The sequence below is a fragment of the Halomonas chromatireducens genome, assembly GCF_001545155.1.
Taxonomy (GTDB): domain Bacteria; phylum Pseudomonadota; class Gammaproteobacteria; order Pseudomonadales; family Halomonadaceae; genus Halomonas; species Halomonas chromatireducens.
On sequence record NZ_CP014226.1, the window covers coordinates 514,493 to 533,335 of the forward strand.

At 65.0% G+C, this 18,843-nt stretch carries 17 protein-coding genes and 1 other RNA gene; 14 read left to right on the forward strand and 4 right to left on the reverse strand.

From position 1 onward, the window contains the following. Positions 1–61: 61 nt before the first annotated feature. Genes LOKO_RS02445 through LOKO_RS02460 form a run of 4 tightly spaced genes read right to left on the reverse strand, consistent with a single transcriptional unit; the run spans position 62 to position 3,429 of the window. Positions 62–640: a BON domain-containing protein gene (locus LOKO_RS02445; protein WP_066444633.1), complete on the reverse strand. Its 579-nt coding sequence runs from the start codon at positions 638–640 to the stop codon at positions 62–64. Between the two features lie 5 nt (positions 641–645). Beyond that, complete coding sequence (locus LOKO_RS02450) at positions 646–1,239, reverse strand: phosphoheptose isomerase (protein WP_043517869.1); 594 nt, start codon at positions 1,237–1,239, stop codon at positions 646–648. A 38-nt stretch (positions 1,240–1,277) separates the two neighbouring features. Beyond that, a complete protein-coding gene (locus LOKO_RS02455) occupies positions 1,278–1,646 on the reverse strand; it encodes a YraN family protein (RefSeq protein WP_066444636.1) in 369 nt (122 codons plus the stop codon). Next, positions 1,630–3,429, reverse strand: a complete 1,800-nt coding sequence (locus LOKO_RS02460; protein WP_066444639.1) for a penicillin-binding protein activator — start codon at positions 3,427–3,429, stop codon at positions 1,630–1,632. Before LOKO_RS02460 ends, LOKO_RS02455 begins: the two co-directional genes overlap by 17 nt. A 37-nt stretch (positions 3,430–3,466) precedes the next feature. Between LOKO_RS02460 and rsmI the strand changes: the two genes are divergently transcribed. The 14 genes from rsmI to LOKO_RS02530 all read left to right on the forward strand — a co-directional run bounded on the left by rsmI (position 3,467) and on the right by LOKO_RS02530 (position 18,715). After that, positions 3,467–4,324, forward strand: a complete 858-nt coding sequence (gene rsmI / locus LOKO_RS02465; protein WP_066444642.1) for a 16S rRNA (cytidine(1402)-2'-O)-methyltransferase — start codon at positions 3,467–3,469, stop codon at positions 4,322–4,324. Between the two features lie 72 nt (positions 4,325–4,396). Then, positions 4,397–4,761, forward strand: an RNA gene (gene rnpB, locus LOKO_RS02470) — RNase P RNA component class A. A 102-nt stretch (positions 4,762–4,863) separates the two neighbouring features. Continuing rightward, a complete protein-coding gene (rsmH, locus tag LOKO_RS02475) occupies positions 4,864–5,820 on the forward strand; it encodes a 16S rRNA (cytosine(1402)-N(4))-methyltransferase RsmH (RefSeq protein ID WP_066444645.1) in 957 nt (318 codons plus the stop codon). Positions 5,821–5,828: 8 nt separating this feature from the next. Next, entirely contained in the window at positions 5,829–6,158 is a 330-nt protein-coding gene (ftsL, locus tag LOKO_RS02480) for a cell division protein FtsL (protein ID WP_083517389.1), read from the forward strand. Continuing rightward, entirely contained in the window at positions 6,155–7,864 is a 1,710-nt protein-coding gene (locus tag LOKO_RS02485; protein ID WP_066444646.1) for a peptidoglycan D,D-transpeptidase FtsI family protein, read from the forward strand. The genes ftsL and LOKO_RS02485 overlap by 4 nt, the downstream gene beginning before the upstream one ends. 31 nt (positions 7,865–7,895) lie before the next feature. Then, entirely contained in the window at positions 7,896–9,410 is a 1,515-nt protein-coding gene (locus LOKO_RS02490) for a UDP-N-acetylmuramoyl-L-alanyl-D-glutamate--2,6-diaminopimelate ligase (protein WP_066452179.1), read from the forward strand. Continuing rightward, positions 9,403–10,770: a UDP-N-acetylmuramoyl-tripeptide--D-alanyl-D-alanine ligase gene (locus LOKO_RS02495; RefSeq protein WP_066444649.1), complete on the forward strand. Its 1,368-nt coding sequence runs from the start codon at positions 9,403–9,405 to the stop codon at positions 10,768–10,770. Before LOKO_RS02490 ends, LOKO_RS02495 begins: the two co-directional genes overlap by 8 nt. Positions 10,771–10,779: 9 nt before the next feature. After that, entirely contained in the window at positions 10,780–11,862 is a 1,083-nt protein-coding gene (gene mraY, locus LOKO_RS02500; protein WP_066444653.1) for a phospho-N-acetylmuramoyl-pentapeptide-transferase, read from the forward strand. A gap of 52 nt (positions 11,863–11,914) precedes the next feature. Next, positions 11,915–13,294, forward strand: coding sequence for a UDP-N-acetylmuramoyl-L-alanine--D-glutamate ligase (gene murD / locus LOKO_RS02505; RefSeq protein WP_066444654.1), 1,380 nt, complete (start codon positions 11,915–11,917; stop codon positions 13,292–13,294). Beyond that, positions 13,291–14,511 (forward strand): putative lipid II flippase FtsW, encoded by a 1,221-nt coding sequence (ftsW, locus tag LOKO_RS02510; RefSeq protein WP_066444657.1) that lies wholly within the window; start codon positions 13,291–13,293, stop codon positions 14,509–14,511. Before murD ends, ftsW begins: the two co-directional genes overlap by 4 nt. A 2-nt stretch (positions 14,512–14,513) precedes the next feature. Continuing rightward, positions 14,514–15,596: an undecaprenyldiphospho-muramoylpentapeptide beta-N-acetylglucosaminyltransferase gene (murG, locus tag LOKO_RS02515; protein WP_083517390.1), complete on the forward strand. Its 1,083-nt coding sequence runs from the start codon at positions 14,514–14,516 to the stop codon at positions 15,594–15,596. A 58-nt stretch (positions 15,597–15,654) separates the two neighbouring features. Then, a complete protein-coding gene (murC, locus tag LOKO_RS02520) occupies positions 15,655–17,067 on the forward strand; it encodes a UDP-N-acetylmuramate--L-alanine ligase (RefSeq protein WP_066452180.1) in 1,413 nt (470 codons plus the stop codon). Next, positions 17,064–17,993, forward strand: a complete 930-nt coding sequence (locus LOKO_RS02525; protein WP_066444663.1) for a D-alanine--D-alanine ligase — start codon at positions 17,064–17,066, stop codon at positions 17,991–17,993. The genes murC and LOKO_RS02525 overlap by 4 nt, the downstream gene beginning before the upstream one ends. After that, complete coding sequence (locus tag LOKO_RS02530; protein ID WP_066444666.1) at positions 17,990–18,715, forward strand: cell division protein FtsQ/DivIB; 726 nt, start codon at positions 17,990–17,992, stop codon at positions 18,713–18,715. Before LOKO_RS02525 ends, LOKO_RS02530 begins: the two co-directional genes overlap by 4 nt. The last annotated feature ends 128 nt before the right edge of the window (positions 18,716–18,843 follow it).

The window sequence follows — 18,843 nt, forward strand, 5'->3', positions numbered from 1 at the left end:
CATGCCAACACGAAAACGGCAGGCCCATGGGCCTGCCGTTTTCGTGTACACGTCGCGACGGTCAGTCCATGTAATCAAACACCTTGACGATGCGCTGCACGCCGCCGATACGTGAAATGGCGTTGACGATGCGGTCTGCCTCGGCTCGGGTGACGATGCCCATGACATAGACGCTGGCGTTCTCGGTAACGAAGCGCAGTCGGCTGGTGTCGATGGTCTCGTCGGTGGCCAGGCTGGTGCGAATGCGGGTATTGATCCAGGTATCCGACATGCGCTGGCTTGCCGGTAGGTTGGCGGCAACGGAGAGTTCGTTGTGGACGTCGCGCACGTTGCGTACGTCGCGAGCGATCTCGGTGGCCTTCTGCTTGAGCTCCTCGCTGGGTACCTGGCCGGTAAGCAGTACGATAGCGTTGTAGCTGTCGACATTGATGCGGGCATCGCCCAGGCGGGCATCGTTGCGCCGCAGGTTATGGGCGATCTTGGTCTCGATGCTCTCGTCCTCGACCTGGGCGCCAAGGGTGCGCTTGCCATAGTTCTCGTCGATGGTGCCGGGGTTGGCGACACCGGTAACCGTGGTGCAGCCCGCCAATGTCAGCAGGAAGGCGGTCAGGAAGAGGGGGATCAGTCTCGTAAGGGCCATGTCGTTTACTCGCTGCTGCCGAAGAGTTGTTCATCGATGAGGTCGCACAGGCAGTGGATCACCAACAGGTGAACCTCCTGAATGCGTGCTGTCGAGGTGGCCGGGACGCGAATCTCGCAGTCGTCCTGGCCGAGAAGGGATGCCATGTCGCCGCCGTCGCGGCCGGTCAGGGCGACGACCGTCATGTCGCGGTCATGGGCCGCCTGTATTGCCTGTATGACGTTGCCGGAGTTGCCGCTGGTGGAAATGGCGAGGAGGATGTCGCCGGGCTGGCCCAGGGCGCGAATCTGCTTGGAGAATACCTCGTTGTAGCTGTAGTCGTTGGCAATGGACGTCAGTGTAGAGGTGTCGGTAGTCAGGGCCAGAGCCGGCAGGCTGGGGCGCTCCCGCTCGAAGCGGTTGAGGAGTTCCGAGGAGAAGTGCTGACTGTCGCCGGCGCTGCCGCCATTGCCGCAGGCAAGAATCTTGCCCTCGTTGACCAGGCACTGGACCATCATCTGGCTGGCTACCTCGATGAAAGGCGGCAATACCTCGCTGGCATAGGTCTTGGTGTCGATGCTGGCATTGAAGTGGCCGAGTATGCGTTGCTGAAAATCCATTCTATGAGGTCCTGGTCCTGGGGGCTGGAGCAAGCCGGTCAGAACGCTTCGAAGGCGCCTTGCACCCATTCGAAGTCGAGAGCGGGAGGGGTGCCAGTCACGGCCAGCGCGTCAAAGCGGCACGGACATGATAGCCGGTTGCGTGCAAGATAAAAACGCGCTGCGCGTATCAGGCGGCGCTGTTTGGTGACGGTGATGGTTTCCAGCGGATGACCATGTCGGGTATCGGCACGGTGGCGGACCTCGACGAAGACGAGTGTCTCACCATCGCGCATGATCAGGTCGAGCTCCCCGCCTTTCACCTGGTGGTTGCTGGCGATCAGGGCCAGGCCGCGCCCAGCGAGCCAGTCGGCAGCGAGGCGCTCGATATGAGCGCCTCGTGCTCTTGCATCAGTTCCGCTGGCCATTGGCGGACGGCTCGCTGTCAGGAAGCCCGTTTTCCATCAGGTCGGTGCCGAGCAGGTCGATGGCCAGGATCGGCTGCGGCACGCCGCGCTGGAACCGTGCCCAGGGGAGGTGCCGCTCAATGCGTCCGTCGGCGGCGCGGGTCAGTCTTCCCGTGGCGCCGTTGAGCTCACTCTCCGGCATCAGCTGGAACTGCGGCAGACGGCGTGCAAGCTCATAGGCGTCTACGCCCATGGCCATCAGGCGGAAGACGGAGGGGTCAGCGTCTGCGTGCAATTGCTGATAGCTGCTGAGGTAAGGAAGGGCTTCCACCCCGCCGACGGCGGCATCGGGAATCTGCCAGGGGATGTCGATGAAGTTCACGTCATCCAGATCATGGTCGAGCAACGGCTGTGGGCGTCCCTCGAAGAGATGCGAGGTGGCATAGATCGGCAGGGTGGAGGCGTTATAGTAGTCCAGGGTCGGGGGGACCTGACGTGCATAGCTTGGCAGTGCCAGCAGGAACAGCATGTCCGGCCGGCCTCCGGAGAGGACGCGGCGAGTACTCTCGGTGGCGGAGCCGCGGGGGTCGTAGGCCACCGCATTTGTGATGGTGCCGTCCAGGCGGCGCCACTCCTCCTCGAAGGCGCGACCGACCCGCCGTCCCCATTCGTTGTCCGGAACCAGCATGGCGCTGCGACGATGGCCATCGTCACGGCCCCGTCTCGCCACCTGGCGAGCTTCGTCCTCGGCCGACAGGCCGTACTGGAAGAAGCCCTGGGCCCGGTTGGACTCGCCATGGCCATAATTGAGACCCAGGGTCGGCAACGGCAACTGGTCGCGGTTCTCGAGTTCCGTTACCAGGTCCTTGTCCAGCGGGCCGATGACGACCTGGGCGCCACGGTTGCGTGCTTCCTCGTAGAGGGCATCGATACTGCTCCGACTGGTATCCAGGAATGACAGCTGAACGCCGCCGTTGCGTTCTGCCGCACTCTGGTGGTGGGCGCGGATGCCATCCCGAATCGCTTCGGCCACGCCGGCCAGCGGGCCCGACTCAGGCAGGAATACGGCAATATGCCGGACTTCCTGGCCGCGCAGCTCGCGCAGGGCTATCAGGTCTTCAGGAACGCTTCGCGCGGCGGGGTGCCGGGCATTGCGTTCGCGCCACTCATCGAGGCGCATGAAGAGTCGCTCTATATCGCCACCACTCTCTCGCACCAGGTTGGCGAGCGCCAGCCAGCCCCGACCCAGGTCATCGGTCTCGTCGCGCATGGACGCAAGCTCGGGTCCCTCGAGACGCGAGAGCGAGGCCCAGATGGGGTCGTTCAGTGCCTCACGGTCTGTGTCAGCCTGTACGCCGATCAGGATCAGCGCGGCAGCGCGATGCTCATCGACCTGGGCCAGGGCCCGGCCATGCCGCTCGCGCAGTATCAGGCCGGCGTCTCGCGGCACCTCGATTTCATCGAGCAGCTGTGCGGCCTGGATGACGGCCCAGGGCTCACCCTCGGACTCGCCGAGCTCGGAGAGCAGCATGGCCCATTGAAGGCGATACTCGACGGGTAGCCGCTGATCATCGATATCGGTAGCGACTTCGAGCGCCTGGGTGCGCTGACCCTGGCGTGCTAGGATATCGGCCGCTTCCAGGCGACTTATTGCTGCCTGCTCGGGTTCCTGCTGACGTGCCTGCTCGAGCAGGTAGGTGGGGTCGTCGTCGGGAACACGATCGACGATGCCGGGGGGCGCACAGCCGACCAGCAGTATGGCCAGAAGCGCAGTGGCCAGCAGGCCGCGGGGCATTTTCAGCATGATTCTTCCTTGTCCGGGTAGCTTGCCAGGAGCCGACATGACTGACGTGAATCAGGGAACATTGTACGTGGTCGCCACACCAATTGGGAATCTGGAAGATCTCTCGCCACGCGCTGCCAGGGTGCTGAGCGAGGTGGCGGTAATTGCTGCCGAGGATACACGCCACACCGCACGGCTGCTGCGCCACCTGGGGCTTGCGTTGCCGATGCTCTCTCTCCATGAGCATAACGAGGCGGCGCGCGTCGCTCAACTCGACGTGCGGTTGGTCGCTGGCGAGAATATCGCCCTGGTATCTGATGCCGGCACGCCCTTGATCAGTGACCCCGGATTCGTTCTGGTGCGGGAGCTGCGTGCCCGTGGTCGCCGTATCGTGCCGGTGCCGGGCGCCTGCGCGCTGGTGGCGGCGCTTTCAGCCGCCGGGCTGCCCACGGATCGGTTCCTCTTCCAGGGTTTCCTGCCGGCAAAGGGCGGTGCCCGCCGCCTGCGTCTTGAAGGGCTTGCCCCCCGCGAGGAAACGCTGGTCTTCTACGAATCGCCGCACCGTATCCGCGACACCCTGGCGGATATCGCCGATGTGCTGGGCGGACGCCGAGTGGTATTGGCGCGAGAGCTGACCAAGGCCTTCGAGACCTTTCTCGACGGCAGTGCGGAGGCGCTCCTGGTGCGGATGGAGCAGGACCCGGACCAGGCTCGGGGTGAGTTCGTGATCATGATAGCCGGTGCCGAGCCGCGCGACGCCCCCGAGGCTGGCGATGTCGAAGCCGATGCCTTGCTGGGTGCGCTGCTGGCCGAGGATGTCGGTGTCAAGCAGGCGGCAGCCGTGACGGCACGCCTGCTGGGGGGGGCGAAGAAGGTCTGGTATGGCCGGGCCCTGGCGCTCAAGGATGCGCGCTGATGTACTGGGCTCTGCGTCCGATGACGAGGAAAGACATTGAGGGGGCTCCAGCGCGCTGTTATTCTTGCGCTCGGAGTCGGCCAGACAGTCGCCGCCGTGCCGGCCCTCGCGGTCGGCCGGGGGAGGAAAGTCCGGGCTCCATAGGGCAGGGTGCCAGGTAACGCCTGGGCGGCGTGAGCCGACGGAAAGTGCAGCAGAGAGCAGACCGCCTACGTCTCCTTCGGGAGGCCGGTAAGGGTGAAAGGGTGCGGTAAGAGCGCACCGCGCGCCTGGTAACAGTGCGTGGCATGGTAAACCCCACCCGGAGCAAGACCAAATAGGAACCCAATGGCGTGGCCCGCGTCGGGTTCGGGTAGGTTGCTCGAGGGCCGTGGTGACGCGGCCCCTAGATGAATGGCTGTCCTCGACAGAACCCGGCTTATCGGCCGACTCCCCCTGATTTCAATCTTCCGTTACCGGTCCCAGGGAAGCGCAGACATTTATGCAGTGTTTCCCCAGGCCGGTCGGTATACTCAGCTATCGACAATCCAGAGAAGCGCATGTCGTCAACCGCACCTGAACCGGCCCACCGCGGCTTTCGTCATGCCAGCGTACTGCTGGACGGCGCCGTTGAGGCGCTCGTTCACGATCCCGGCGGCGCCTACCTGGACGGCACTTTCGGCCGGGGCGGCCATTCCCGGGCCATTCTTGCCCGGCTGGCTCCCGAGGGGCGCCTGTTGGCCATCGATCGTGACCCCCACGCCATTGCCGAAGCGGCGGACATCCATGATGCCCGCTTCACCATCGAGCAGGGGGAGTTTGCGCGACTGGGTGAGCTGGCCGAGCGCCATGGCCTGCATGGCAAGCTGGCCGGTGTGTTGCTCGACGTCGGCGTCTCCTCGCCACAGCTGGATGATCCCGAACGTGGCTTCAGCTTCCTGCGCGACGGCCCGCTGGACATGCGCATGGATCCGACCCGGGGCGAGAGTGCGGCGGCCTGGCTGGCCCGTGCCGGCGAGGCCGATATCGCCCGGGTCTTCAAGACCTACGGCGAGGAGCGCTTTGCTAAGCGGCTGGCCAGGGCCGTGGTGACGCGCCGTGCCGAGCGTCCCTTCAGCCGTACGGCGGACCTGGCCGAGGTGCTGAAGGTCGCTCACCCGGCCTGGGAGAAGGGCAAGCATCCCGCGACCCGGGCCTTTCAGGCGCTGCGTATCCATATCAATGGTGAGCTGGAGCAGCTCGATTCGGCGCTCGAGGCCGCGCTGGAGGCCTTGGCCCCCGGTGGCCACCTGGTGGTGATCAGCTTTCACTCGCTTGAGGATCGTCGGATAAAGCGCTTCATTCGTGAGCACGTGCGTGGGGACACAGACCTCCCCCGTGGCGTCCCGATCCGTGACGACCAGCTTGCCAGGCGCCTGGCCCCGCTGGGCAAGGCTCGGCGACCGACACGCGAAGAAGTCGATTCCAATCCCCGGGCTCGCAGTGCGGTCATGCGGGCAGCGCGCAAGCTGGTTTGAGGAACGGCATGAAGCAAGGATTGCGACCCTCACGCTTGGCCCTGACCCGTTGGGCCTCGACCGGCATGCCAAGCGCCGGACTGTTACTGGTGACAGGGCTGGTTGTGGCCTGTCTGATCACCGCAACCGTAGTGATCAACGTCAGCCACCTGACGCGGGAGCAGTATGGTCGTCTGCAGCAGCTCGAGCGTGAACGCGACCAGCTGCAGACCGAGTGGGGGCAGCTATTGCTGGAAGAGAGTGCCTGGTCGTCGCCGGCAAGAATCGAGCGCCTGGCCACCGAAAGGCTGGACATGCGCCTGCCACACGTCAATGAAGTCGAGGTCATACGGCCATGAGTGCTGATGCCCGTGGCGGCGTGTCGCCGCGTCGTCGCCCGCCTTCAGCGCCCATGGGTGGCGCACGCTATTATCTGATTCTCTTCCTGATCCTGGTGGGCATGCTGCTTCTGGCGGGGCGTATCGTGACGTTGCACGTCATTGATCGTTCTTTCCTTCAAGGGCAGGGAGATGCCAGGACGCTGCGCACCGAATCTCTGAGTGCCCATCGGGGCATGATCAGCGACCGTAACGGCGAGCCGCTGGCCATCTCGACGCCGGTTGTGACCCTGTGGGCCAACCCTCAGGAGGTGCCCGAGGATCGTATCCAGCGGCTGATGCTTGCCCAGGCGCTCAACATGTCCCCGGACGACCTCGATGCACGTCTCGAGCGGTTCAGTGAGCGTGAGTTCATGTACCTGCGGCGACAGCTGACCCCGGAGGCAGCCCAGCGCGTATTAGGCCTTCGTATGGCCGGGGTCTATGCCCAGCATGAGTACAAGCGCTACTACCCGGCTGGCGAGGTGACCGCTCAACTGCTGGGCGTTACCAATGTCGACGACTTTGGGCAGGAGGGTGTGGAGCTCGCCTATCAGCCATTTCTGGCCGGTACGCCGGGGCAGCGGCGGGTGATCAAGGACCGCCGTGGCCGGCTGGTGCGCGACCTGGCCATCCTGCGCGAGGCACAGCCCGGGGGCGAGCTGGTGCTCTCCATCGACCAGCGACTGCAATACATGGCTTATCGTGAACTCAAGGCCGCGGTGGCCGAGCACGAGGCCGATGGCGGCGTCGTGGTCATGATGGATGCCCGCACCGGGGAGGTGCTGGCCATGGCCAATCAGCCCTCCTATAACCCTAACAACCGCGCTGGCCTCGACCCGCGTGGGCTGCGTAACCAGGCCATTGTCGATGTCTTCGAGCCAGGCTCGGTGGTGAAGCCGCTGGCCATGGCGGCGATCATGGAGAGTGGGCAGTTCGATCTGGACATCGAGGTTGATACCTCGCCTGGCTGGATGATGCTGGACCGCTTCACCATTCGCGATATTCGTAATTATGGCCGATTGGACCTGGCCGGTATCCTCGAGAAGTCTTCGAATATCGGCATGTCGAAATTGGTGCTCGAGCTCGACGAGCCCCTTGTCCCCGAAGTGTATCGTCGCCTGGGCTTCGGCCAGAGTACCGATACGGGCTTTCCCGGCGAGGCCGTCGGCCACATGCCGGCACCGGTGCGCTGGTCTCGCAGCCAGTGGGCCGCGCTCTCCTATGGCTATGGCCTGTCGGTCTCCGCCCTACAGCTGGCCAGCGCTTATACGGCACTGGCCAATGGTGGGGTGCGCATGCCCCCCTCCATTCTCAAGCTGCATGAGAGTCCTGCCGGCACCCCGGCCATCGATCCGGGGATAGCTCATGACCTGTTGCGCATCATGGAGGAATCCGTGCAGCCGGGCACCGGTGGGCGCCGGGCGGCAGTGCCGGGCTATCGGGTGGCCGGCAAGACGGGCACGGTGCGCAAGACCTCGGCCAGCGGGTACGAGCAGGATGCCTACCGCAGCCTGTTCGCCGGCGTTGCACCGGTTTCCGACCCGCGAATCGTCACCATCGTCATGATCGACCACCCGCGTGGCGGCGACTTCTTTGGCGGTGCCGTAGCGGCTCCGGTATTCTCTCGTGTCACCGGCGGTGCGCTGAGGCTGCTCGATGTGCCGCCTGACCAGCGCATACGATGAGACTTTCATGCTTCCCGTCAGAGGTATTTCCATGGAGGTGAGTGGTTCCCGTTTTCAGGCTGCGCTCAAGCGATGCTGGCCCGGCCTGCCGATCCCCGACGTTGTACCGGGCGAACCGGTTCGGCTGGTGCTCGACAGCCGCCGCCTGTCACAGGGAGATATCTTCGTTGCCGTGCCGGGCGTCAGCGTGGATGGACGCGCCTTCCTTGCCGACGCTCTGGCCGCCGGCGCCGGCTGGGTGCTCTACCATACCGAGCCAGAAGAGGCCTTGCCCGACTCTGCCCAGGAGCAGCGCGTGCTGGCCTTGCCCTTCCTGAGGCAGCGCCTGGGCGAGCTGGGCCATGAGCTCTTCGCGGTCCCGGAAGGACTCGAGCTGATTGGTGTCACTGGTACCAACGGCAAGAGCTCGGTAACACACTATCTGGCCGAGCTGAGTGCTGCGGTGGGGCGGGATGCCGGGGTCGTGGGCACTCTGGGTCACGGCCGACCTGCCGCGCTGGTAGAGGCCGAGCTGACCACCCCCGGGCCACTGGACCTGCAGGAATCGCTGGGGAGCATGGCACGGGACGGCATCAACCGCATCGCCATGGAGGTCTCCTCCCATGCCCTGGAGCAGGGGCGGCTGGATGGGAGCCAACTGGCGGCGGCGGTCTTTACCAACCTGAGTCGTGATCATCTCGACTATCACGGCAGCATGGCGGCCTACGCGGCAGCCAAGGCACGGCTGTTCCGGCGCCCCGAGCTGTCGCTTGCCGTGGTCAATGCCGACGACCCCCTGGCACGCCTGATGCTGGCCGGCGTGGCGCCGGGAGTGCGGGTCCTGGCCGTGGGCGACGATACCGCAGCGACGCTGCGGGTGCTGGACTGGAAGCCCTCCGGGCATGGTCAGCTGGCGCTGGTGGCCACGCCCGAGGGGGAGATGGCCCTGGAGCTGCCGCTGATGGGTCGCTTCAACATGGACAACGTGCTGCTGGCCATTGCCACGCTCTACGGTCTGGGCGAGTCGCTGCCAGCGCTGTTCGAAGCGGCGACACGACTGGTGCCGGTGCCGGGGCGAATGCAGGCGGTGCGTCGGCCCGGCTGCCCCACGGTGATCGTCGACTACGCACACACGCCGGATGCCCTGGAAAATGCTCTGATTGCCCTGCGCCACCACCTCCCCGGCGAGGGGCAACTCTGGTGCCTGTTCGGCTGTGGCGGCGATCGGGACGGTGGCAAGCGGCCGCTGATGGCAAAGGCCGCCGAGCGCCATGCGGATCGGCTGGTGGTAACCGACGACAACCCCCGCAGCGAGGACTCTGCTGCCATTCGCGACCAGGTGCTGGAGGGCCTGTCGGCCGATACTCGCCGACAGGCCTGGTCCATCGCCGGGCGTGGCGAAGCCATCGACCGGGCGCTGGCCGAGGCCGGCATCGAAGATGTGATATTGATAGCCGGCAAGGGCCATGAAAAGTATCAGGAGATCGACGGCATTCGCCACGACTTCTGCGATACGCGGCGGGCCGAGACGGCGCTGCGGCGGCGTGGGGGCGACAGCGATGCCTAGGCCCGGTCTGGCGACACTGGCGGAGGTGGCCGGAGCGCTCGGAGTGGCCCCTCCCGGGGAGGATCGGCGGCTGGATGACATCGTGACCGACTCGCGCAGTCCGGTTCCCGGTGCCCTGTTCGTGGCGCTTCGCGGCGAACGCTTCGACGCCCATGACTTCCTCGCCCAGGCGCGGGAAGCCGGGGCGGCGGCGGCGCTGGTCGAGGCGTCGGTGAACGATCCGCTGCCGCAGCTGGTGGTGCCGGATACCCGCCTGGCTCTGGGGTTGCTGGGGCGGGCTCGGCGCCGGGCCTGGGGTGGCCCGCTGGTGGCAGTGACAGGTAACAGCGGCAAGACCAGCGTCAAGGAGATTCTCTCTCAGCTGCTGGGCCACCCCGGCGAGACCCTGGCTACCCGTGGCAACCTCAACAACGATATCGGTGCGCCGCTCACGCTGCTTGCGCTGCGTGCCTCGCATCGCCAAGCGGTGGTGGAGCTCGGTGCGAATCATCTGGGCGAAATCGCCTGGACCACGATGCTCGCTCAGCCCCAGGTGGCGATCATCACCAACGTCACCGGCGCCCATGTGGGCGAGTTCGGCGGCATGGGGCAGATCGCCCAGGCCAAGGCGGAGATTCTCGCCGGTCTGGGCGACGAGGGCATCGCGGTACTCAACCGTGATGATCGCTACTACCCGCTTTGGTCTCGGCTTGCCGCTCCACGGACGATACTGGACTTCGGCTTCAGCCAATTGGCGCGGGTGCATGCCGTCGAGCTGGCCTGTGACGCCATGGGGCGCTATGCTTTCACGCTTGTCGTGGATGGGCGTCGATGCGGACGGGTCCAGCTCGCCCTGCTGGGGCGTCATGGCGTGGCCAATGTACTGGCGGCCTTGGCAGGTGCCATCGCGCTGGGGCACGACCCCGAGCCGCTGCTGGCCAGGCTGGAGGCCGTCATGCCCATGCCGGGGCGCCTGAGCGCGGAACCCGGCATCAACGGATGCCGGCTGCTCGACGATACTTATAATGCCAATCCAGGCGCGGTGAAGGCAGCCCTGTCGCTGCTGGCCGAGTTGCCGGGGCCGCGATGGTGTCTGCTGGGCGCCATGGGTGAGCTGGGGGCGGCGTCGGACCGACTGCATGCCGAAGTCGGCCGCTATGCGCGGGAACTGGGAATCGACGTGCTCGGCACCTGCGGAGCGCTGGCACAGCCAGCCAGCAGCGCCTTCGGAGAGGGTGGGTGCCATTTCAACGACCGCGACGCGCTGACGCGCTACGTCCTGAGTCAACTCCCCCCCGGGGCAAGCGTACTGATCAAGGGATCGCGCAGTGCCGGTATGGAACGGGTCGTGGCCGCACTTCGCGCTGACGCATCAAGGTGAACGCTACACATGCTGCTTTTTCTGGCTAATTTCCTGGCGCAATACCAGAGCGCCTTCAATGTTTTCAGTTATCTCACCCTACGGATGATCCTGGGGACCATGACGGCCCTGCTGCTCTGTCTCTGGCTGGGGCCCTGGATGATACGTCGACTGGTCGAGCGTCAGATCGGACAGGCGGTGCGCGATGATGGCCCCCAGTCTCACCTGTCCAAGGCCGGCACGCCGACCATGGGCGGCGCCATGATTCTGATGGCCATCGCCGTCAGTACGCTGCTGTGGTCGGACCTGACCGTGCATTATGTCTGGATCGTGCTGGTGGTGACCCTGGGCTTCGGTGCCATTGGCTGGGTTGACGATTACCGTAAGGTAGTCGAGAAGAATCCCAGGGGGCTGCCGGCTCGCTGGAAGTATCTGTGGCAGTCGGTCATCGGCCTGATTGCCGCACTGGTGCTCTTTTATACCGCCGGCAATCCGGTGGAAACCAGCCTGATCGTACCGCTGTTCAAGGATATCGTGATCCCGCTGGGGGTCTTCTACATCGTGCTGACCTATCTGGTGATCGTCGGCAGCTCCAATGCGGTCAACCTCACCGATGGCCTGGATGGTCTGGCAATCATGCCCACCGTCATGGTGGCCATGGGCCTGGCGGTTTTTGCCTACGCCAGCGGCAACGCGGTGTTCGCCAACTACCTGCAGATTCCCAATATCGTCGGGGCCGGCGAGTTGGCGGTCTTCTGCGCCACCATTTCGGGTGCCGGCCTGGGCTTCCTGTGGTTCAACACCTATCCGGCCCAGGTCTTCATGGGAGACGTCGGCGCGCTGGCGCTGGGGGCGGCCCTCGGGGTGGTGGCAGTTATCGTGCGCCAGGAAATCGTGCTGTTCATCATGGGTGGCATCTTCGTCATGGAAACGGTATCGGTGATCCTCCAGGTGGCGTCGTACAAGCTGACTGGGCGTCGAATATTCCGTATGGCACCGCTTCATCATCACTACGAACTCAAGGGGTGGCCGGAGCCTCGTGTCATCGTACGCTTCTGGATCATCACCGTAGTGCTGGTGTTGATTGGCCTGGCCACCCTGAAGATTCGCTGAGGCGCCAGGACAGGTTTTATTTCTAACCCTGCGCAACGCACAGGAGGCGAGCATGCTGAAGGTGCCGAAGGGCATGACCCTGGTGGTCGGACTCGGTGTGTCCGGTCGCGCTATATGCCGACACCTGTCGCGGCAGGGCGTGCCCTACATGGTTGCCGACACCCGTGCCGTCCCTCCGAGTGTCGACGATTTTCATGCGGCCCATCCCGGGGTGGAGATTCACTGCGGTCCGTTGACATCGCTGGACCTGAGTGAGGTGGAAGAAGTGGTGCTCAGCCCGGGGGTGGATCCGCGCACGCCTGGGCTCGCCGAACTTGCCGCCCGAGTGCGCGATGCTACCGGGGAACCCCTGGTGGTCGGCGAGATTGCACTCTTCGTGCGCGCCTGTCGTGCGCCGATCGCCGCCATCACCGGCTCCAATGCCAAGTCCACCGTCACCACCCTGCTCGGCGAGATGGCCCTGGAGTCGGGCCGGCGCGTGGCGGTGGGCGGCAACCTGGGTACGCCGGCACTGGACCTGCTCGATGACGAGCCGAATGCCGACTGCTATGTACTGGAGCTTTCCAGCTTCCAACTGGAGACCACGCCGCGCCTGGGGGCCGAGACCGCTGCCTTTCTCAATCTCTCCGAGGATCATCTTGACCGGCATGGCGACATGGCGGGCTATCGTGACGCCAAGCTGGGTATCTTCCGGGGTGCCCGGCACGGCGTGATCAATGCCGACGACCCCATGACCCGACCGCTGGAGCGTCTGCCGGCACAGGACAGCTTTACCACCCAGGCGCCCCAGGACGGTGAATGGGGCATCGCCATTCATGAGGGCGGCGACTGGCTGATGCACGGCGAGACGCCGCTCATGCCGGTGCGCGAGATGCGCCTGGCAGGCCGGCACAATCACGCCAATGCGCTGGCTGCCCTGGCCATGGGGCATCGCCTGGAGTTCCCGATGGCGGCCATGTGCCGAGTGCTGCGCCGCTTTTCCGGTCTGCCGCACCGCGGGGAGGTGATCGCCGAGGTTGATGGCGTGCGCTGGATCAACGACTCCAAGGGCACCAATGTCGGTGCCGCCCTTGCTGCCATAGCGGGCCTGGGACCGACCCTGGAGGGCAAGCTGATCCTGCTGGCAGGAGGCATGGGGAAAGGGGCCGACTTTGGCCCGCTGGCTGAACCCCTTGCCCGGTACGGCCGCGAAGCGATGCTCTTCGGCCTGGATGCCGAGCGTCTCGAAAAGGCGCTGCGGGGCAGCGTGAGTCTCACCCTGGTCGACGACCTTGAGGCGGCCATGGCCCGGGCGCAGGCAATCGCCGAGCCGGGAGACTGCGTACTGCTGTCGCCGGCCTGCGCCAGTCTCGATCAGTTCGCCAACTATCAGGAGCGCGGAGAAGTCTTTCGTCGCTGGGTCTGTCGCCTTGCCGCGGAGGCTTCCCTGTGACCCGGTTCGCCAGACTTCGCCAGCAACTTTCCACTCAGGACCAGCCCTTCGATGGCTGGCTGGCGTTTGCCGCCATTGCACTGATGCTGATTGGCTGGGTGATGGTGACGTCGGCCTCCACGGAGGTGGCCGCCGGGTTGACCGGAAACCCGTGGTACTTCAGTCAGCGCCATGCGCTGTTCGTGGTTCTGGCTCTGGTGGCAGCCGGCTTTACGCTGCGCTCGCCGCTGGCCTGGTGGCGTGCCAACGGTCCCTTTCTGCTGCTGGTCAGTATTGTACTGCTGGTGCTGGTGCTCTTCGTCGGCCGCGAGGTCAACGGCAGCCGGCGCTGGCTCTCTATCCCGGGAATACCCTTCAACCTGCAGGTGTCGGAAGTCGCCAAGCTGTGCCTGATTGCCTACATGGCCGGCTACCTGGAGCGATTCCTGCCTCAGGTTCGACGTTACTGGGGTGCCTTCCTGCGGCCGCTGCTGGTAATGGGCATCATTGCCGTGCTGCTGATTCTCGAGCCTGACTATGGTGCCGTAGTGGTCATGACCGCCTGCGTCATGGGTATGCTGCTGATGGCCGGAGCCCCTTGGGTCCGTTTCGTGCTGATCCTCGGCGCCGTCGGGGTGCTGGGCTTCTACGTCGCCATCGCCGAGCCCTATCGCCTGGCTCGCCTTACCAGTTTTTCCGATCCCTGGGCGGACCAGTTCGCCAGCGGTTACCAGTTGACCCAGGCACTCATCGCCTACGGCCGCGGGCACTGGCTGGGTATGGGGCTGGGCAACAGCGTACAGAAGCTCTTCTACCTGCCCGAGGCCCACACCGATTTCGTATTCGCCGTGCTGGCCGAGGAGCTGGGGCTGTTCGGTGCGCTCGGCGTGGTTGGGCTTTTTGCCCTGTTGATCTACCGCGCCATGGCCGTGGGGCGGCGTGCCGAACTCGCCGGCATGGCGTTTGCGGCCTACCTCAGCTACGGCATAGCGCTGGTGGTAGGCGCCCAGGCCTTTATCAATATTGCCGTCAGCACCGGCATGCTGCCCACCAAGGGCTTGACATTGCCCCTGTTGAGCTACGGCGGCTCGAGCCTGCTGATCAGCGCAATGATGGTGGCGCTGCTGCTGCGTGCCGATATCGAGACGCGATTGGCGCAGCGAAGGGCGCAGCCCGTGGTACATCGTGAGGCAACGGTCAGGCGCCGGGCGCTGGAAGCAGAGGGGGTCGGCAAGTGAGCATGACGAAGCCAAGGCGAGTTTTGATCATGGCAGGGGGCACCGGAGGGCACGTCATACCCGCCCTGTCACTGGCAAAAGGGCTGCAGGAGAAGGGCGTGGAGGTCCACTGGCTGGGTAGCCCTCGCGGAATCGAGAACCGTCTGGTGCCTGCAGCCGATATCCCTCTGAACCGGATTTCGGTGGCCGGGCTGCGCGGCAATGGTGTGGTCGGCTGGCTGCTGGCCCCCTTCAACCTCACCCGTTCCATATGGCAGGCTGGCCGTATCCTGAGTCGGCTCGATCCGCAACTGGTGGTAGGACTCGGTGGTTTTGCCAGCGGCCCTGGCGGTTTAGCCGCCTGGCTGACGCGACGACCGTTGATCATCCATGAGCAGAATGCCGTGGCGGGATTGACCAATAGAGCCTTGGCACGGTTGTCGAAACGGGTTTATTCCGCCTTCGATGCGGCATTCCCCGGTCGTGCCGAGGTAATCGGAAACCCGGTGCGTGCGGACATCGCCGCCCTGGGCGCGGCCCCACGGGGTGCCGATACGATGACTGGGCGGCCCCTGCGGCTGCTGGTGGTCGGCGGTTCGCTGGGAGCGCTGGCGCTGAACCAGCGGGTACCCGAGGGCCTGGCCCGACTGCCTGAGGCCCAGCGACCCGTGGTGCGACACCAGGCCGGCCGCGACAAGGTGACGGCCACCCGGGAGGCGTATGCCAGGCAGGGAGTGGAGGCCGAGGTGAGCGACTTCATCGATGACATGGCGGCGGCCTACGACTGGGCCGATCTGGTGGTATGTCGTGCAGGGGCTTTGACCGTATCCGAGCTGGCGGCCGCCGCCAAGCCGGCGCTGTTCGTGCCATTGCCTCATGCGGTCGATGACCATCAGACCGCCAATGCTCGTGCCCTGGTCGCAGCAGGGGCGGCCGAACTGTTGCCGCAACACGACATGACGGCAGTGTCTCTCGCCGAGCGCCTGATGACACTGCTGCAACCCGATATCCTGGCCACCATGGCGCATCGCTCCCGGGCATGTGCATATCTCGATGCCGTCGAGCGACTGGTGGCCGGTTGCATGGAGACAGCACTTGAGCGATAGCACCCTGAGGCCGGTACCCGGTCAGGCAACGCTGCCACGCCATGGGCGAGGCCTTGGCATGCGCCGTATCCGACGCATCCATTTCGTGGGCATTGGTGGTGCCGGCATGTGCGGCATTGCCGAAGTGCTTGCCAACCAGGGCTACCAGGTCAGCGGCAGCGATCTCAAGGCCTCGCCGGTGGTGGAAAGGCTGCGGGAGCTGGGCATCCAGGTCGCCATTGGTCACGCCGCCGAGAACGTGATGAGCGCCGACGTGGTGGTGGTCTCCACCGCGGTGGACGAGTCCAACCCCGAGATCCTGTGGGCCCATGAGCACCGTCTTCCCGTGGTACGGCGTGCCGAGATGCTGGCCGAGCTGATGCGCTTTCGACACGGCATCGCGGTTGCCGGGACCCATGGCAAGACCACGACCACCAGCCTCACGGCAACGCTGCTTGGCGAAGGAGGGCTGGACCCGACCTTCGTAATCGGCGGACGGCTGACCAGCGCCGGAACCAATGCCCGACTGGGGGAGGGGGACTATCTGGTGGCCGAGGCAGACGAATCCGATGCCTCATTTCTTCATCTTCAGCCGATGGTGTCGATCGTCACCAATATCGATGCTGACCATATGAGTACCTATGGTGGCGACTTCGAGCGTCTGAAGAGCACGTTCATCGAATTCCTGCACAACCTGCCCTTCTATGGGCTGGCCATCCTGTGTATCGATGATGAGCATGTGCGCGGGATGCTTGATCGGGTCCACCGCCAGTTTGTCACCTATGGCTTCAGCGAGGAGGCCGACTACCGTATCGTCGACTTCGCTCAGGAGGGTGGCGAGGTGCGTTTCACGGCACTGCGCCCCGATGGACTGGCCCCGTTGGCGGTTCGCCTGGCGATGCCGGGTCGTCACAATGCGCTCAATGCCCTGGCTGCCATTGTGGTGGCCACCGATGCCGGCGTCGACGACGGCGCCATCCTGCGGGGGCTGGCCGGCTTTGCCGGCGTGGGGCGTCGCTTCCAGGTTCATGGCCACTTTGCCCCGCCCTGCGGTGAGGGAGAGGTCATGCTGGTGGATGACTATGGGCATCATCCGCGGGAAGTGGAGATGGTCATACGTGCGGTTCGCGCAGGTTGGCCCAAGCGCCGCCTGGTAATGGTCTACCAGCCCCACCGTTATACCCGCACCCGTGATCTGTACGAGGATTTCGTCAAGGTGCTCAGTGGTGTCGACACGCTGCTGCTGCTGGATGTCTACAGTGCTGGAGAAGCCCCGATTCCCGGGGCCGATGGTCGAACACTGGCGGGATCGCTTCGTCAGCGAGGGGGCCTCGACCCGATCTTCGTGCAGCACAAGTCGGAGCTGCCCGAGCTGCTGGCGCGGGGGCTCCGCCCCGGGGATATCCTGATCACCCAGGGGGCCGGGGACGTGGGCGGCATCGCCCTGGGCCTGGCAACGAGTGGGCTCAAGCTCGATGAGGTGTCGCTATGATCTCGGTAAGCGATTTTGGGCGTGTGGCGGTGCTCTACGGTGGAGAGTCCGCCGAGCGCGAAGTGTCGCTCAGGAGCGGCGCGGCGGTGCTGGGGGCTCTGGAGCGAAGCGGCGTCGATGTCATCGGTTACGATCCCGCGGATGGCGGGCTGGTCGGGCTCGAGGCGCTGGCTCCCGATCGCGTCTTCATTGCCTTGCATGGTCGTGGCGGCGAGGATGGCACGCTCCAGGGCGCGCTGGAACTGCTGGGCATTCCCTATACCGGCAGCGGCGTGCTGGCCTCTGCCCTGGGCTTGGACAAGCGGTTGACCAAGCAGGTCTGGCAGTCCGTGGGCCTGCCGACGCCGGAGTCGCTGATGCTCGAGCCGGACGCCGACTGGGACGATGTGATCGCACGGCTGGGCCTGCCGCTGATCGTCAAGCCTGTCCATGAAGGGTCGACGCTGGGTATTGGAATCGTTGACAGCCGAGAGGCCCTGGTGGCCGCCTATCGGGATGCCGCCCGCTACGACGCACGGGTAATGGCCGAGCGCTTTATCGCCGGGGAGGAGTATACGGTCTCGTTGCTGAATGAGACGGTACTCCCGGCCATTCGCGTCGAGGTACCCGGCGGCTTTTACGACTATGACGCCAAGTACATCTCCAACGACACGCTCTATCATCTGCCCTGCGGACTGGCCGCCCATGAGGAGGCTGAGCTGGGTGAGCTCTGTCGCCAGGCCTTCGATGCCATAGGCGGGGAAGGCTGGGGGCGGGTCGATGTCATGCGCGATGCAGACGGTCGCTTCTGGCTGATCGAGGTCAACACTTCGCCGGGCATGACCGACCACAGCCTGGTGCCGCAGGCGGCGGCCCACGCTGGCATCGATTTCGATACCCTGGTGTGTCGGATCCTGGCTGCTACGCTGACGAACGGGCGAACATGAACAAGCGCGGCTCGCTGACCGGATTGCTGTTGTTGCTGATTCTGCTAGGGGCCGGCGGCCGCGCGCTCTGGACCTGGCTCGACCGTCCGATCGAGCGGGTTTCAATTCGTGGCGACCTCAGCCATGTCAACGCCGATTACCTGCGCTCGCAGCTGGCGCCCCTGGTTCAGGGGGAGACCTGGCTATCGGCGGACCTTCCGGCACTGCGCCGGCGAGCAAGGGCGGTGGATTGGCTGGCGGAGGTCCGTGTGGCTCGAGAGTGGCCCTATGCGCTGGCCTTCGAGCTGGTCGAGCAGGTGCCGGTGGCCCGCTGGAACGACGACTACCTGCTCAACCCGGAGGGCGAGCCCTTCGCCTTTGCGCCGGTGGTTCCTCCTTCCGGCCTGCCCGACCTCGCGGGTCCCGTCGGTAGCGGGGCTGAAGTGCTGGCGTATCATGACCGGCTGGTTCCGCGCTTCGACGCGCTGGGACTTAACATCAGCCAGCTCAGGCTCGAGCCACGCGGCGCCTGGCGACTGCAGCTCGACGATGGGGTCTGGGTCATGCTGGGTCGCAGCGATCGTGAAGCACGCCTGGCCCGTCTGGGAGCCGCCTGGCAGCGGCAGTTGGGTCAGCAGGCCGAGCATATACGCTATATCGACCTGCGTTATCCCAATGGTGTTGCAGTGGCATGGCACGGTGAAACGGATATCGAGGCAGCGGAAAGTGATGATGCAGGTTGAGGCCTTTTTTGAATGCTTGGCTACAGGATTCGAACGAAACCGGTGTTCCTTTTGCGAGAAATAACCCGTATCGTGAGTGCAGTTTTACGTATTGGACTGGTGGTTTAACGCTAGTTGTTCCTATAATG

Bases quoted from the DNA above. Each gene is read 5' to 3' on its own strand.
- LOKO_RS02490 (WP_066452179.1), top strand. From the start codon at position 7,896: ATGGAGGTGAGTGGTTCCCGTTTTCAGGCTGCGCTCAAGCGATGCTGG.
- LOKO_RS02525 (WP_066444663.1), top strand. From the start codon at position 17,064: ATGATCTCGGTAAGCGATTTTGGGCGTGTGGCGGTGCTCTACGGTGGA.
- LOKO_RS02450 (WP_043517869.1), bottom strand. From the start codon at position 1,239: ATGGATTTTCAGCAACGCATACTCGGCCACTTCAATGCCAGCATCGAC.
- rsmH (WP_066444645.1), top strand. From the start codon at position 4,864: ATGTCGTCAACCGCACCTGAACCGGCCCACCGCGGCTTTCGTCATGCC.
- murC (WP_066452180.1), top strand. From the start codon at position 15,655: ATGCGCCGTATCCGACGCATCCATTTCGTGGGCATTGGTGGTGCCGGC.
- LOKO_RS02495 (WP_066444649.1), top strand. From the start codon at position 9,403: ATGCCTAGGCCCGGTCTGGCGACACTGGCGGAGGTGGCCGGAGCGCTC.
- mraY (WP_066444653.1), top strand. From the start codon at position 10,780: ATGCTGCTTTTTCTGGCTAATTTCCTGGCGCAATACCAGAGCGCCTTC.
- murD (WP_066444654.1), top strand. From the start codon at position 11,915: ATGCTGAAGGTGCCGAAGGGCATGACCCTGGTGGTCGGACTCGGTGTG.
- LOKO_RS02455 (WP_066444636.1), bottom strand. From the start codon at position 1,646: ATGGCCAGCGGAACTGATGCAAGAGCACGAGGCGCTCATATCGAGCGC.
- murG (WP_083517390.1), top strand. From the start codon at position 14,514: ATGACGAAGCCAAGGCGAGTTTTGATCATGGCAGGGGGCACCGGAGGG.
- LOKO_RS02460 (WP_066444639.1), bottom strand. From the start codon at position 3,429: ATGCTGAAAATGCCCCGCGGCCTGCTGGCCACTGCGCTTCTGGCCATA.
- LOKO_RS02530 (WP_066444666.1), top strand. From the start codon at position 17,990: ATGAACAAGCGCGGCTCGCTGACCGGATTGCTGTTGTTGCTGATTCTG.
- rsmI (WP_066444642.1), top strand. From the start codon at position 3,467: ATGACTGACGTGAATCAGGGAACATTGTACGTGGTCGCCACACCAATT.
- LOKO_RS02445 (WP_066444633.1), bottom strand. From the start codon at position 640: ATGGCCCTTACGAGACTGATCCCCCTCTTCCTGACCGCCTTCCTGCTG.
- ftsL (WP_083517389.1), top strand. From the start codon at position 5,829: ATGAAGCAAGGATTGCGACCCTCACGCTTGGCCCTGACCCGTTGGGCC.
- LOKO_RS02485 (WP_066444646.1), top strand. From the start codon at position 6,155: ATGAGTGCTGATGCCCGTGGCGGCGTGTCGCCGCGTCGTCGCCCGCCT.